Source organism: Marinobacter fonticola (assembly GCF_008122265.1).
GTDB lineage: Bacteria > Pseudomonadota > Gammaproteobacteria > Pseudomonadales > Oleiphilaceae > Marinobacter_A > Marinobacter_A fonticola.
Map to the genome: position 1 here is coordinate 2,141,211 of NZ_CP043042.1, position 14,243 is coordinate 2,155,453.

The 14,243-nt window shown below is 56.6% G+C and carries 12 protein-coding genes; 4 read left to right on the top strand and 8 right to left on the bottom strand.

Going from position 1 to position 14,243, the window contains the following annotated elements:
• Window positions 1-19: 19 nt before the first annotated feature.
• From FXO11_RS09555 to FXO11_RS09585, 7 genes are all read right to left on the bottom strand, one after another.
• Window positions 20-619, bottom strand: a complete 600-nt coding sequence (locus tag FXO11_RS09555; RefSeq protein ID WP_148862768.1) for a hypothetical protein — start codon at window positions 617-619, stop codon at window positions 20-22.
• A 116-nt stretch (window positions 620-735) separates the two neighbouring features.
• On the bottom strand, window positions 736-2,211 hold the full coding sequence (locus tag FXO11_RS09560; protein WP_148862769.1) for a PhnE/PtxC family ABC transporter permease: 1,476 nt from the start codon (window positions 2,209-2,211) through the stop codon (window positions 736-738).
• Between the two features lie 10 nt (window positions 2,212-2,221).
• Window positions 2,222-2,872 carry a phosphonate ABC transporter ATP-binding protein gene (locus FXO11_RS09565; RefSeq protein WP_148862770.1) on the bottom strand — a complete coding sequence of 217 codons (651 nt, stop codon included), beginning with the start codon at window positions 2,870-2,872 and terminating at the stop codon, window positions 2,222-2,224.
• A complete protein-coding gene (locus FXO11_RS09570) occupies window positions 2,872-3,729 on the bottom strand; it encodes a putative selenate ABC transporter substrate-binding protein (protein WP_148862771.1) in 858 nt (285 codons plus the stop codon). The genes FXO11_RS09565 and FXO11_RS09570 overlap by 1 nt, the downstream gene beginning before the upstream one ends.
• 322 nt (window positions 3,730-4,051) lie before the next feature.
• Complete coding sequence (locus FXO11_RS20560; RefSeq protein ID WP_148862772.1) at window positions 4,052-4,792, bottom strand: helix-hairpin-helix domain-containing protein; 741 nt, start codon at window positions 4,790-4,792, stop codon at window positions 4,052-4,054.
• Window positions 4,793-4,987: 195 nt separating this feature from the next.
• On the bottom strand, window positions 4,988-5,374 hold the full coding sequence (locus tag FXO11_RS09580) for a hypothetical protein (protein WP_148862773.1): 387 nt from the start codon (window positions 5,372-5,374) through the stop codon (window positions 4,988-4,990).
• Window positions 5,375-5,735: 361 nt separating this feature from the next.
• Window positions 5,736-7,265 (bottom strand): GNAT family N-acetyltransferase, encoded by a 1,530-nt coding sequence (locus FXO11_RS09585; protein WP_148862774.1) that lies wholly within the window; start codon window positions 7,263-7,265, stop codon window positions 5,736-5,738.
• Window positions 7,266-7,494: 229 nt separating this feature from the next.
• On the opposite strand from FXO11_RS09585, the gene FXO11_RS09590 reads away from it, so the two are divergent.
• On the top strand, window positions 7,495-9,384 hold the full coding sequence (locus FXO11_RS09590) for a methyl-accepting chemotaxis protein (protein ID WP_148862775.1): 1,890 nt from the start codon (window positions 7,495-7,497) through the stop codon (window positions 9,382-9,384).
• A gap of 151 nt (window positions 9,385-9,535) precedes the next feature.
• A complete protein-coding gene (locus FXO11_RS09595) occupies window positions 9,536-10,096 on the top strand; it encodes a DUF4442 domain-containing protein (RefSeq protein WP_148862776.1) in 561 nt (186 codons plus the stop codon).
• 92 nt (window positions 10,097-10,188) lie between these two features.
• On the opposite strand, the gene recQ is transcribed toward FXO11_RS09595, so the two are convergent.
• Window positions 10,189-12,054, bottom strand: coding sequence for a DNA helicase RecQ (gene recQ / locus FXO11_RS09600; RefSeq protein ID WP_148862777.1), 1,866 nt, complete (start codon window positions 12,052-12,054; stop codon window positions 10,189-10,191).
• Between the two features lie 217 nt (window positions 12,055-12,271).
• Between recQ and FXO11_RS09605 the strand changes: the two genes are divergently transcribed.
• Together FXO11_RS09605 and FXO11_RS09610 are read left to right on the top strand one after the other, a co-directional pair.
• Window positions 12,272-13,465 (top strand): lysophospholipid acyltransferase family protein, encoded by a 1,194-nt coding sequence (locus FXO11_RS09605; RefSeq protein WP_148862778.1) that lies wholly within the window; start codon window positions 12,272-12,274, stop codon window positions 13,463-13,465.
• Between the two features lie 113 nt (window positions 13,466-13,578).
• Entirely contained in the window at window positions 13,579-14,220 is a 642-nt protein-coding gene (locus FXO11_RS09610; protein WP_148862779.1) for an acyl carrier protein phosphodiesterase, read from the top strand.
• Window positions 14,221-14,243 lie beyond the last annotated feature (23 nt).

The window sequence follows — 14,243 nt, forward strand, 5'->3', positions numbered from 1 at the left end:
TCGCCCACCAAATGGCCCGCTAGATCAGCGCGTTGGCCGTCAAAGAAGCGTACAGCGACTGATTATCCGGCACGAATCGATGCGCCTGCCAGTGTTCAGCGCCTTCAAGGCCGTTACGGTAACAATGCAGCGTGCTGCTGCTTTCGGTCAGGGTCGCCAGAATCTGGTGAACCGACATGTTCCCCAAGTCCAGCGCGTGCTGAATCACTTTAACGGCCGAATCCGTGATTTTCTCCCGATCTTGGCCTGCGCTAAACGTAAGCCCGTAAGCGGCGCCATAGAAATAAGCCGCCGCCAGCACCTTGAGCGAGCGGTCGGCCCCCTGCAGTTCCAGCCCATGACGGCGTGCATCTGTCTGCTGGAGGCTGGCGAGAATATGCAGTTGAGTGACGATATCGGCGGGATGAAGGCGGCTATGGCGAGTTGCAACACGTTGGTAGGCGTCGCGGGTGGCCGCTGCAGCCTCAAGTGACCCATGAACGCCGGAGGGCGGGCCCACTGGAATCCGGGGCGCGGCCGTCACTTGGTGAAAGCGGGACAGCGTGGCGATCCGGTAGGCTAATATACCCAGCAGCACAGCCAGACCGATTTCAACTGCTCCCACGATGAATCCCGTCATAGGTGTCCCTGATCGATTCGGTATTTCAGAAAGCGCGCACGCGGTACCAATACCCGGTCACAAAATGTTAGCGCTTAAAAACGGGACAGTTCGTGAAGGAGCGCAAGGATTGCACATCAATAATCCTCGCAGGTTTGCGACACCTTAAGTTTCAGCCCCGCCCGGACACGGCGGGAAATCATATCGATCACGATGTTCAGCAGTGCCGTTATCAGAATCAGGATCATGGCGCGGTCAAACTGGATGTTCTGGATCGCGCTGTCGACGTAGAAGCCGAGGGTATAGATTCCAAGAATGCCGAGAATGGCGGTTTCCCGCATGATGATTTCCCAGCGATAGAAAAGGAACGCCAGAAAGGGACTATAAAGCCGGGGCACCAGTTCGTAGGTATAGCGGTTTACGCCTCGAGGCGCATCCGGGCGCAGTTCGATCTGACTGCTTCGCCGGCCAATCAGATAGCCGATGATGCCACCGTTATGCAGCGCCAAAGCAACCACCGCGGGCAGCATGGACGGCCCCCAGAGTTGCAGCAGGATATAGGCGAGCACGTATTCCGGTGTCGAGCGTGCGACTACCAGCAAGACATGGCCGACGGTGCGCCGTGTGGGACCGCCGAAATGCTGCGAAATCAACGGGAAAGCGATAAGCGTGACGATGCCGGTAAGCACTAGCGCAATCTGAGTCAGCACCAGTGTGTTCCAGATACCCGGCAACGCTTCATTCAGGGCCAGGTCAGATAGCCAGCTCAGGAGTCCAGACCAGCCCTCGTTGTTGCGAATGGGCGAGGGTACGATGTCCTGGGTAAAAAATCTGACGACATTCCCCCAAACGATGGGCAGGCCATCGCCGAGGAAGAAGGGCGCTGCTACCAGATAGGCAGGGATCAGCTTGGGTCTGGCCCACAGGCGCATGGTGGCGATCAATAGATAAAACAGCAGCAACAGGGCACCGACTTCCGAGTAAAAACCCTGAGCAAAGGAGGATTCGAGATAGTAGCCCAGCGTGGGCAGCCCGACAAAGCCCAGCACGGCGCTGGAACGTAGCCCGCATTCGAGACGGTACGAGGTGTAGGTCACCAGCTGCGGCAGTGCATCCGGAATCCGTGCATAAAGAAAGGCGGACAACGTCTGCGAACCGACCGGTAAAACCCGCTCCGGTGTGGGATCCACTTCGTCGAGGATTTCCGAATAGACCTTGGCAAAGATGCCGGCATAGGGTATAGCGATGGCAAGTACACCGGTTAACGGGTGAAAGCCAAAAAATTGCAAGAAAATCAGCGCCCAAAATAACTCGTGAATGGCACGGATAAAGGCAGAAAACATACGCACGATGCGCCAGCGGAAGGCCAGCGCCAGCAGGAACCCGGATACGCTGCCCAGGGCGACACCGGTGAAGGCGAAGGCCAGGGTTCGCAGCAGGGCGATGCCGATACCCTCCAGGGAGAGGAAATCCGGTGTGACGACGCCCAGGAACAGCGCGGCCAGATCCTTCCAGGGGTTGACGGTGGTGATCGCCAGATCTGCCGCAAACAGGCAAAGGACTGCGATGCCTATAAAACAGAGAGTGATTCGGACCGAGGGCGAGAAAAACATGCAGGCGCGTCTAATAAAGGGGCAAAAGATCAGCGGGCGACAGGCGCTGAGTGGGCTCGTCCAAGGCGATCTGGCCATCCTGGATACCGACGATCCGGTCGCAATAGCGCAACGCCAGGTCAATATCGTGCAACGCGATAACGCCTGTCGAATAGGCTTCGGACACAAGACCCATCACGACGTGAGCCATTGGGCCATCGAGTGCAGAGACGGGTTCGTCTGCTAATAGGATGGCGGCTTGCTGGTAGAGCGCCCGGGCCACGGCCGTACGTTGCTTCTGGCCGCCGGACAGAGCCTCTACCGGTTGGCGCAGTTTATCGGCCATGCCCAGGCGTTCCAGCAATGGGCGAATTTCTTCCAGTTCACGGCGACGCGGGGCGACCAGGTTGACCAGGTTATACCAGCGAGAATAGGACGCCAGTCGCCCCATGTAGACGTTATGGAAGACCGACAGGGTTTGCACCAGACCCTGTTCCTGCGGCACCAGCGCGGCCCGGTCTTTGACCTGATCGTATAGCAGGTTAAGCAGGGTGGACTTCCCGGCACCGCTGCGTCCTACCAGGGCGATATGCTCGCCCGGGCGGATATCCAGCGATATGGGGCCCAGAACCTGATGACCGCCATAGGCGGCCGTCAGGTTACGCAGGTGCACAGCATCCATTACTCGATGATTCCGATCTTCTCCGCGGTTTCGCGGATTGAGGTGTAATCATCGTTGCTGGCAGGAATAAAGGCTGAGCGCGGAAACGTTTTGAGCAGTTCCGGATCATCCATGTTGATCAACGCCTGCTGAACCTTGCTCTTGAATCCGTCACCGAAGCGCTCGTTGACATCGCCCCGAATCGTCCACTGGTAATCCTGGTAGGGCGGCGTCTCCCAGATGATGCTGACGGCGTCGGTGTCCACCGTGCCGGCTTCGACTTCGCTTTCCCATACAGCATAGTTCACCGCGCCGACTTCATAAGTGCCGGCTTCCACCAGGCGGATCGTACGGGAGTGGTTCCCACTGAAGCCGACCCGGCTGAAAACCTCTTCCGGCGCGGCATCGAAGGTTTCGCGAATATAGTACTCAGGCATTAGGCGGCCAGAGGTGGAACCCTTGGAGCCGAAGGTAAAGGTCTTGTCCTTAACGGCTTTGGGCAGCTCTTCGGACGACTCGATGCCGGCGCTCTTGTGGGCGATGAAGTATGTGACGAATTCCGTGTCCTCTTCGCCCTGAGCAATGGCTTCGGAGCCGGGAACCAGTGCGCGGGCTTGCACGCCGGACAGCCCGCCGAACCACGCCAATTGAACCTGGTTGTTGCGGAAAGCGGAAATAGCCGCTGCGTAGCTTTTGACCGGCACATAGCGAACGTCGACGTCGAGCTGTTCAGAAAGGTAATCCGCAACGCTCTGGAAACGTTCCTTCAGTTTGGTTTCGTCGGCATCTGGAATGGCGGTAAACACGAAGGTCTCCGCCATGACCGGCGAAGCCAGTGCCAATGAGAGCAGTAGGGCACGTTTAAGCTGTTTCAGCATTCGATAGCACTCCTTGTCTGTATTCCGGGTCTATAGCGCCCGGGTTTGTAGTTCCCCGTTCAGAGGTTACCCGATTTATCCCGGCCGACATATCCCGGCGTTGGTGGGGTAACAGCGTAAGCAAGGACGCCACCGGGAACGCCAGCTAGGTGTCTAGGCGAAGAGGAGGGCCGGGGTAATGGGGGATTCCGGGCGCCACGTATCATACGCAGTGCAGAGGGGAACGAGAACCAGGCGTTGCTTTAAGTCGCTTTATGCGAGGTAGGCGACCGTGACCCGTTGGGCCGCCCCCCGAAGGACGGCCCTGGGTCGATAGGGTCGATCAGGACAGCAATTTCTTGGCTTCAGTGGACCAGGTTTCATAGCCCTTCATATTGGAGAAGTCTTTCATTTTCTCTTTTTCTTCGGCTGTTGGGTTGGCAATCTGCTTGATCGACGTAATGCCCATTGCCTTCATCTTTGTAGCTGTTGCCGGACCGATGCCCTTGACCTTGGTTAGATCATTCTCGTTGACCGTCTTGGGTTTTGCCGCTGTTGTCGGGGCTTTCTGGGCTGCAGGTGTCTTGGTAGCAGGGGATTTGGTAGCAGGTGTCTTGGATGCTGGCTTCTTGGCGGCGGGCTTTTGCGTGGTGGCTTTTTTGGCCGTGCTTTTGGCGGTGCTCTTAGCGGAATCCGCCGATTTTGCCGCTTTCGTCGCAACAGACTTGGCTTTCGGAGGGGCGGCCTTGGATGCTGCGGTGCTTGCCTGCCGGGCCGTTTCTTTAGCTTCCTTCTCGATGTCTTTGCTTGCTAAGCCGACACGTTCAAAAATGGCGTGTTGAAGTTCGTGAAACTCTTTCATGCGACGATCAAGCTCTTCATTGAAGCGCTTGAGTTCCCGCTCACGCAGTTTCTCAACTTCCTCAAGCAGCTTCCGAATCGGCTCCTGAACCTGACTTTGCAAGGAGTCAAACTGCTTAAATGCATCGTTGATCAGCTTTTCCAGCTGGCTGGAGGTCTTATCGAACTCTTTGTTGACCTTCTTTACCAGTTTATCGACGCCTGCTTTTTCTTTCTTTGCCATGGTTCATTCCCCGTCTCTAGGTTATTCAAACTTGATGCAGCTGATGTCCAGCGTCATTACTAGGGCAGCGAATGACCTGGAAAAGACACCAGGAAAGCGGACAAAAAAGGCGGTACGACTTGAGGTTCCTTTTCCGAGTTCGGCATATCCATGCGTCTTGTTGGGTTTTGTTCCTTGCGTTCAGAGGTTCCTGAATCAGGCCATCTGTGTCGCTCCGGAGCCCGGTTGGCCACGTCGTGAGCGAAGGCTTTGCTTACGGCTAAGAACGTCTTGAATACGGCTCAACTTGCCACTCACGTCCGCCGAGGGAGGCCCTGAAAAATCAATGGAATAGAAGAAGTTGCTACAGTGTTTTTTTACTTCGACGACCAGGCCCTGAAGACCTTCAGCCTGGATGTTTTCAAACGGCATTTTCATGATGAGATCGAACTGGAGTGTATCGCCGGGCTCGAAAACCTTGTCGGTCTTGAGGATGCAACCATATTGATCCAAACCGAACACACGGAATTCAACGGTCTCTTTCCTGAACAAACTGCGCTTGAGACGAAAGCGAGCCGTCAGGTCGGGAAGGGGCTGTGTCACTGCAAGATCCATTCGATCCATGGGCGTAAACCGTGTTCACGGTAAGCTGTAAAACGGGTTTGAAAATATGTTGGCTTTAAGTTGGGAATCGTTGTCGGGATCCTAAATGCCAACTTAAGGCTATATTTTCAGCAATAGTGCTCAAACTGTAGCCAGATTAAGACAAGATCGCAATCTGATCAGTTCACTACATTAAACATTTCGAAACGTTGTTCACGTTTCTACCCCTTCAAGTCTAACCCGTGTCGTTTAGAGTCAGAAGCAGGCGCTTGGTAAGCGTTTGTGACAATGTGTGCCCTGTATTAGAGAACTTGCCGCCCTTACCTCAAGTGTTTTCCTAGCGGGCAGAGCGGCAAGGCGGCTATTTCTCCGCGTTCATTTTCACCGCATACATGTCGGTTCGGCGATCCTTGATGTTCGTGACCGATCCTTCGTCGCGTACCAGGGTCAGCTTCGACAAGTCCATATCCGAGAACATGATCATTTCGGTGTTCGGTGTGGTTTCGGCCATGACCGCATCGTGCGGGAAGGCGAAATCGGACGGTGAAAAGACGGACGATTGGGCGTACTGCACGTCCAGGTTTTCCACCTTCGGCAGGTTGCCGACACTACCGGTGATGACAACATAGCACTCGTTCTCGATGGCACGGGCCTGGGCACAATGTCTCACCCGGAGGTAGCCGTTCTTGGTATCGGTCCAAAACGGGACGCAGATAATATCCACACCTTGACTGGCGGCGATGCGGCCCAACTCAGGGAATTCGATGTCGTAGCAGATCATGATGGCCACGCGACCGGCGTCGGTCTCGAATACTTCGAAATGGTTTCCGCCCTCGATCACCCAGTCGCGCCGCTCGTGCGGCGTAATGTGGATTTTGCGTTGCTCGTCCACACGGCCGTCGCGGTGGCACAGATAGGACACGTTGTAGAGCCGGTCGTTATCCAGCAGCGGCATCGAGCCGGTGACGATATTGATGTTGTAACTCACCGCCATTTCGGACATCTCGTCCCGGAATTGCTTGGTGAAGCCGGCCAGGAAACGGATGGCGCGCGTTTGGTCGAGCTGGTCGGTCAGGCCCATCAACGGCGCATTGAAGAATTCCGGAAAGAGGGCGAAATCGCTCTTGTAGTCCGACAGGGCATCGACAAAGTATTCCACCTGCTTAAGCACTTCCTCCACGGAGGTGAACTCACGCATTTGCCATTGCACGGCGCCCATACGAACCTGTGTTTTTCGGGTCTTGAGCACCGGCACCGGCGGTGTATAAAGAATGTTATTCCACTCGAGGAGTGTGGCATATCCCATTGATTTCTGGTCTTCCGGGAGATACTTGTGCATGAGCCGGGTGACCTGGAAATCATTGGAAAGCTGGAACGTCAGGATCGGATCGTAGATCTCCTTGCGATCCACGCGCTCAATGTACTCCGCCGGCGTGAACTGGTCGGAAAACTTGTGGTAGTTCGGAATACGTCCACCGGCCAGGATCGCCCGATAATTGCGGGAGCGGCACAGCTCCTTGCGCGCCTCGTACAGGCGCCGGCCCAGGCGATACCCTCGGAAATCCGGATGAATGAATACGTCGAGGCCATACATGGCGTCGCCGTCGGTGTTATGCCGGACGCGCTCGTTTTTGAGAATCAGATCGTCGTAGGTATGGGGGTTGCTGAAGCGCTCGTAGTTGACCAATACCGTCAATGCCACGGCAATCAGCTCGCCACTGTCTTCGATACAGATTTGCCCATCCGGAAACCGCTGCACCAATTCCTTGATCGTATCTTCCGGCCAGGCGCCCCCGATGTCGTCATAGATTCGGTCCATGAGCGATTTGAGCTGCGGGTAATCCTCATCGGTGAGGTTGCGGAGATTGAGGTGCAGTTCTTCGTGAGCCATTCAACGTCTCCCGGGGGCGGAAAAATCAAGATGCGAATCAACGACGAGCATAACAGATCGAAACAGAGCCCATTAAAGTTATCGGGTATTGTGCCGATGCTTAAACCAGATGCGCGTGCAATCAGCCACGCAACAGAATGTATATGCAGACCATGGAGGGTCGCTTTTGACCCAATTCTTTAATGGCGGTTCCGCGCCAGATTTCAAGATCGCATAAAGAGGCTCTTCCATGAGTAAACTGTCTTTCGGCCAGAAACTGTTAACCGCAGTGGCCGTTCTCTTGATCGCCGTCATCAGCATATACGCTGTCATGGGGGACCGGCGACTGGTTAGCACCACGGATACGTATGTTCAGGCGTTGGTGAACGATTCAGTGGCGCAAAGCACAGCGAGTATCGCCGAATGGCTGAACAGCCATCTTTCGATGACAGAAGGCGTTGCAGCGGCTTTGGCCCAGGTCAAGGCACAGCCCGCTGCCCGGGCGATCCTGCAATCGGCAACCCTGGGCGGTGGCTTCACCGATGTTTACGTTGGACGCTCCGACGGCTTTATGCTGTTGCAAACCGAAGAGAGCGAGGCGACGTTGCCGGACGACTACGATCCCCGCACGCGTCCCTGGTACAGGTTGGGCATGAGTGCCAATAAGCCGACCTATACCGAGCCATACCTGGATGCCGGAACCCAGGCCATGATTATCACCTCCGTGGCGCCGGTTAAGTCAGGCACCTACAGAGGCGTCGCGGGCGCGGATATCACGCTGGAGACAATCGACCGCCTATTGTCAGCCGTTACCCTCGCCGACACTGGGTATGCGTCGCTGATAAACGCCCAGGGCGTCATCCTATACCATCCGGAAGGCAAGCTGATTGGCAAGAACATCAAGTCTTTAATTGGCGAAGCGCCGAAACTTAACGGCAGTTCGAACCTCTATCATTTCAAAAACGCAGACTGGCGGGTGAGCTTCCACGAGATCGAAGACGCCCGTGGGGTGAAATGGTATCTCGGTGCTTTCGCCAATGACGCGCTGATCATGGCCCCCGTACAAGAAGCCCGGGTCACAGGCTCGATCATTGCCGTTATCGGCATCGTGCTGACGCTAATTATCCTTCATTTTGGCGTGCGGGCATTGATGACGCCGGTCCGCACCTTGCGAGATGCCATGCAAGATATCGCCAGTGGCGATGCCGATCTGACCCAGCGTTTGAGTATCGAGAGCAAAGACGAATTCGGCCAGACCGCATCGAGCTTCAATGCCTTCATTGGCAATGTTCAGGCGGTGGTGCGCGACGTACAACGCGGGGCCATCGAATTGAGCGACGCCGTCGGCTCACTGAAGCAAACGGCTGGCGCCAGCCGTAACAGCGTCGAAGGCCAGCAGACGGAAATCGACATGGTGGCCACGGCCATCAACGAGATGTCAGCCGCAGCCAACGAGATTGCGCAAAGTGCCCAGCAGACAGCCGATGCCTCTAATACTGCCGATCACGACGCCAAGGCGACACAGGACACCGTCAAGGCGTCCCGGGATGCGGTCGAGCGGCTCGCCGCTGAAATCGGTTCCGCTGCCGAAGTTATCGAGCGTCTCGGTAAGGACGTCAGCCAGATCAATACCATTCTTGAGGTCATCCAGGATGTTGCGGAGCAGACCAATCTGTTGGCGCTGAACGCCGCTATCGAGGCCGCCCGGGCGGGCGATGCCGGGCGCGGGTTCGCGGTGGTCGCCGACGAAGTGCGTAATCTGGCGCGTCGTACCCACGACAGCACCGAGGAAATCAACGCCATGATCGAGCGCCTGCAGAAGGGTGCCGACAACGCCGTGCGCGTGATGCAGGAATCCCGTGCGGTATCGAATGTCAGCATGGAAAAGGCCCAGGACGCGATGGATTCGCTCAACCGGATTGCCGATGCCATTACCTCCATCAGCAACATGACCACGCAAATTGCGACGGCGTCGGAAGAACAGACCTCGGTAACCGAGGAACTGAATGCATCCATCACCCGCATAGCGGACCAGGGTCAGGAAGCCGCCGCGGCAGCCACGGAGAACGATGTCTACAGCGGCAAGATCGACGACATCGGTCGCTCACTCCACAACAACGTGGAGCGTTTCAAGGTCTGATGCTAAACCGGATTCAGTTGGGTGCGGCCGCCTGCTCACCCAACTGAATGCGCACTTTCGACTCTCCCACATCTTAATTTATGCTAAAAACGGTATCCTGCGCTTCAATTTGTGGACCTCCCTCGAAATACCTTCAGGAAAGGACAATCCGATGGCTTTAAGAGATCAATTGATAGGCCTGACCAGCGACTGGTTGTCGCGCCTCGATCCGGATGCCGGATTGGAGCGACCTTTGAATTGGCTCCAGCGTCAGGGCGGCTGCCGGCTGGTAAATCGCTTTGTGGGTAAAGCCATTCCGTTTGCGCCCCGCAACCGGTTCCGGGTGGAAGACGTCAGGCCCGGGTACGTCAGGGCCAGGATCGCTATCAAGGGCAACCGCAACCATTTCGGTAGCCTTTATGCCGGAGCCTACTTCCTCGTTGCCGAGATTCCTGGCGGCGTGCTGACCCTTTTTGACCTCGGCCCCAATTACATCCCGATCCTGAAAGAGATGTCTCTGCAGTTTCTGCAGCCTTCAGATTCCGATGTCACGATAGAACTCAGGCTCTCGGAGGATACGCGACGGACGATCAAAGTGGAGGCCGATACCACAGGGCGGGCGGCATTTACGCTTGAGGGCGAGCTGAAGGACGTAAAAGGTAATCTCGTCGCGCGGTCCGTGGCCCATTACAGGGTGCGTAAAAAAGGCTTCGAGGCGCCGTCGGGTCCGTAGCGGGCTCGTACGGAAGCCGTGCAATGTAGCCGCCGCTTTTTGGCGTGGGAAACGCCCGCCAGGGTCTTGACATCTATAGGCAGGCCTGCGGCCTACTCGAAAGCTGAAGCATTCTCTACATCAATCGTGGCGATCACCTCAAGAAAGGCCTGACCATAGCGGTCGAGCTTGGCGGCGCCGACACCGTTGATCTCGCCCATCTCTTCCAGAGTTTTAGGCCGGCGCTCCAGCATTTCCAGTAGCGTGGTGTCGTGGAAGATCACGTAGGGCGGCACGCCTTGTTCGTCAGCCAGCGCCTTGCGCCGGGCGCGCAGGCTGTCCCATGCGGGCTGATCTTCAATCACCAGTGTGCGCTTGACTGACGCGGAGCCTTTCGGCTTGCGTTTGGTTTCAGGGTCACGCCTCAACCACACCGTATCCTCGCCTTTCAGCAGTGGCCGGCAGGTTTCGGTCAAACTCAGGGCGCCGTAGCCCTCCGCATCCGCCTGCAGGTAACCGCCCGCTACTAATTGGCGGAAGACACTTTTCCATTGCTGGGTCGATAGATCCTGGCCGATGCCGAAGGTACTGACCTTATCGTGACCCTGGCTGCGGATACGTTCGTTGTCCGCCCCGCGCAATACGTCGATCAAATAGGTCACACCATAACGCTGGCCCGTGCGGAACACACAAGACAGGGCTTTCTGTACGGCGACAGTGCCGTCCCAGGTTTGCGGCGGTTCAATACAGGTATCGCAATTGCCGCAGGGCTGCTCCAGTTCGTCGCCGAAATAGCGCAGTAGCGATTGGCGCCGGCACGAGGTGACTTCACACAGGCCCAGCATTGCATCCAGCTTCTGGCGCTCGACGCGCTTGAAATGATCGTTGCCAGGTGACGCCTCCAGCATCTGGCGCAGCTTGATGACGTCCTGCAAGCCATAGACCATCCAGGCATTGGACGGCGCACCGTCACGACCGGCGCGGCCGGTTTCCTGATAGTAGGCTTCGATGCTTTTGGGAAGGTCGAGATGGGCGACAAAGCGTACATCGGGTTTATCGATGCCCATGCCGAAGGCAATCGTGGCCACGATAATTACGCCGTCTTCCCTCAGGAAGCGTTCTTGATGGGCGGCGCGGATGTCAGCCGGCAGGCCGGCGTGATAGGGCAGAGCCATGTAGCCCTTGCCGCTCAGCATCTTGGCCGTGGCTTCTACCTTATTGCGCGACAGGCAGTACACAATGCCGCAATCGCTTTGGTGTTCTTCTTTAATAAACGCCAATAACTGTTTGTTAGCGTTATCTTTCTGCGCGATTCTATATTGAATGTTCGGACGATCGAAGCTACTGACGAAATGGCCTGCGGACTGCAGATGCAGCCGCTCCGCGATCTCTTTACGCGTGCGTTCGTCAGCCGTCGCGGTGAGCGCAATGCGCGGGACCTGGGAAAATTCCCGCTCCAGTATATCCAGTCCCAGGTAATCCTCGCGGAAGTCATGCCCCCACTGGGACACACAATGCGCCTCATCGATGGCAAACAGCGATAGTGGCGCCTGGTGTAGCAGTTGTTGCATTCGCGGCTGAAGCAGACGCTCCGGAGCGCAGTAAAGTAAATCCAGCTCGCCACGAACCAGGGCATTCTCGATGTCGCGCGCTTCTTCGGGCCAAAGCGTGGAGTTGAGAAAAGCGGCCCGCACACCCAACTGATTCAAGGCAGTGACCTGGTCCTGCATCAACGCAATCAGTGGGGAGATCACCAGGCCCACGCCGGGCCTTACAATGGCCGGCACCTGATAACACAGCGATTTACCCCCGCCGGTCGGCATCAGCACGAGGGCATCGTTGCCACTGATTAGCGCATCCACCACCTCGCCCTGCAGTGGGCGAAAATCGTCGAAGCCGAACACCTGATGCAGCACGTCCAGCGCCCGAGTCTTGAGGCTTTGGAAATCAGTGGCGGGCGGGGTAGCCGTGAGGGTCATAAAACCAAACCGGGGGAGCGAGTGAATTCAGCAGGCAAGGATAACAGAGAGAGCCTGGCCGCTGAACAAAGCGGTTGCCTAAACCGCTGTAGGCTTTCGCTGACGGCGTAGCCAGGTAGAATGTCGCCTGATTTCCAGGCGCGCTACAATAACGACTTGCGCGTTATACTGCGCCCTAAGTTCGCCGCCCAATAAAAATGAGCCTTATAAGGACACTATGCAGGATTTTGATTCAATTCGGCCCTACCGGGACAACGAGACCCGCGGCGTGTTGGACCGTTTGGGCAACGACCGGGAATTTCTGGAGCTGATCGGGCGTTTCAAGGCGCCCACGTTGACGCGGCTCACGCCCGCCATCACCCGGTTCTGGATCAGCCGCTGGCTGCAAAAGGAATTTGGCGATGCCGACACCATCGACGCGTTGCAGGCCCGGCTCTATCATTTCGTGGATCAGTTGGTGCACAAAACCACCACGCGGGTGACGGTTTCGGGACTCGACGGATTGGATCGCAACAAAGCCTACTTGTTTCTTTCGAACCACCGCGACATCGTGTTTGATCCGATGGTCGTTAACTACTTGCTGGTGGCCAACGGTTTTCGTACCGCCCGCATCGCGATTGGCGACAATCTCTTGCAAAACCGGTTGTTCGCGGAGCTGATGCGGTTGAACAAGAGCTTCGTGGTCAAGCGGAGTATGTCCAGCCCACGGGAGATGCGGGACACGTACCAGACGCTGTCGGCTTTTATCCACCATTCCATCGACGAAAACCAGAGCGTCTGGATAGCCCAGCGGGAAGGGCGGGCCAAGGACGGGCTGGATATTACCGATCCGGCGATCATCAAGATGTTCTACATGAGTCAGAAGAAAACCGGACTTAGCTTCGCCGAGTCGATGAACAACCTCAACATCGTGCCGGTATCGATTGCCTACGAGTATGACCCTTGCGATATACCCAAAGCGCGGGAGCTGGAAGCCCGGGCACGTACTGGCAGCTACCAGAAGCATGCCGACGAGGACACCGACCAGATAATGCAGGGACTGACCGGCTACAAGGGCCATGTTCACGTGCATTTCGGGGAGCCGATTAGCCATGCGCCAGATATGGCCAAAGACTTGGCTGCGCAGATCGACGCGGACATGCATCGCCATTATCACCTGCATGCGTCCAACTTGATCGCCCATGATATGAGCCAAGTTCACCAGCTTAGCCGCCAGACGGAACCACAAACACCGGAAACCGTCGAAACCGCTGAAGCCTATACGCCGGCGGATCTGGCCGCGGCCAAAGCCGAGCTTGAGCGCCGCCTGTCCCGCACCAGCGAGTCGTTCAAGCCCTTTCTGCTGGCCATGTATGCAAATCCGGTGTCCAGTATGCTCAAAGCCTCCGTATCGGCTACCTCCGAGGGCTGACACGGCAGCCGGCCTAACAATGCCTCCGGCCCGTAACGACGGTGTAAGGTGACAATGTATGGGTCCGGTATGTTTAGGTCCGCAACCTATAAAGCCGACAAAAGGCAACGCCGATGAACCATTTGGCTCACCTGTTCCTTGCCCAGCCCACAGTGCAGTCGCGAGTGGGCAATCTGCTGGGCGATTTCGCTCGCGGGGTAAAGTCGGATACGCTTCCCGTGGCGATCAAGCGCGGCTTGCAGAATCACTGGGCGGTTGACAGCTACACGGATCAGCACCCGGAGGTTCGCGCTTCAAAGACGCTGTTTTCTTCGCGCCGACGGCGATTTGCCGGTATTGCTCTGGATGTGCTCTACGATCATTTTCTCATTGCCCACTGGGCGGATTTTACCGACCGTCACCGTCATGCGTTTGTCGACGAGGTTTACGCCGATCTTGAGCGGGGCCAGGCGCTGATGCCGCAACCCATGGCCAAGGTCGTTGATCGAATGATCCGCCATGACTGGTTTTCCGCCTATGCCGACCTGACGCAGATCGGATTCGCACTGGACCGTATCGCCGAGCGTATCCGGTTCCGAAACGATTTTGAGGGTGCGATCGAAGAGATTGAAGCCCATTACGATGAGCTGGAAGGTCGTTTCCTGCACTTTTTCCCGGATCTGATCGATCATGTTCGGAGCCGGGCCATCGAACTGCCTGAGAACGGGCTATCGGGTGAGTCTTGGCATTGGATTCGTTACAATCCAGAGCAATAGTCGTTCAAGACATCCTCTTGATT

Bases quoted from the DNA above. Each gene is read 5' to 3' on its own strand.
- FXO11_RS09555 (WP_148862768.1), bottom strand. From the start codon at position 619: ATGACGGGATTCATCGTGGGAGCAGTTGAAATCGGTCTGGCTGTGCTG.
- FXO11_RS09595 (WP_148862776.1), top strand. From the start codon at position 9,536: ATGGCTTTAAGAGATCAATTGATAGGCCTGACCAGCGACTGGTTGTCG.
- FXO11_RS09560 (WP_148862769.1), bottom strand. From the start codon at position 2,211: ATGTTTTTCTCGCCCTCGGTCCGAATCACTCTCTGTTTTATAGGCATC.
- FXO11_RS09590 (WP_148862775.1), top strand. From the start codon at position 7,495: ATGAGTAAACTGTCTTTCGGCCAGAAACTGTTAACCGCAGTGGCCGTT.
- FXO11_RS09570 (WP_148862771.1), bottom strand. From the start codon at position 3,729: ATGCTGAAACAGCTTAAACGTGCCCTACTGCTCTCATTGGCACTGGCT.
- FXO11_RS20560 (WP_148862772.1), bottom strand. From the start codon at position 4,792: ATGGCAAAGAAAGAAAAAGCAGGCGTCGATAAACTGGTAAAGAAGGTC.
- FXO11_RS09585 (WP_148862774.1), bottom strand. From the start codon at position 7,265: ATGGCTCACGAAGAACTGCACCTCAATCTCCGCAACCTCACCGATGAG.
- FXO11_RS09565 (WP_148862770.1), bottom strand. From the start codon at position 2,872: ATGGATGCTGTGCACCTGCGTAACCTGACGGCCGCCTATGGCGGTCAT.
- FXO11_RS09605 (WP_148862778.1), top strand. From the start codon at position 12,272: ATGCAGGATTTTGATTCAATTCGGCCCTACCGGGACAACGAGACCCGC.
- recQ (WP_148862777.1), bottom strand. From the start codon at position 12,054: ATGACCCTCACGGCTACCCCGCCCGCCACTGATTTCCAAAGCCTCAAG.
- FXO11_RS09610 (WP_148862779.1), top strand. From the start codon at position 13,579: ATGAACCATTTGGCTCACCTGTTCCTTGCCCAGCCCACAGTGCAGTCG.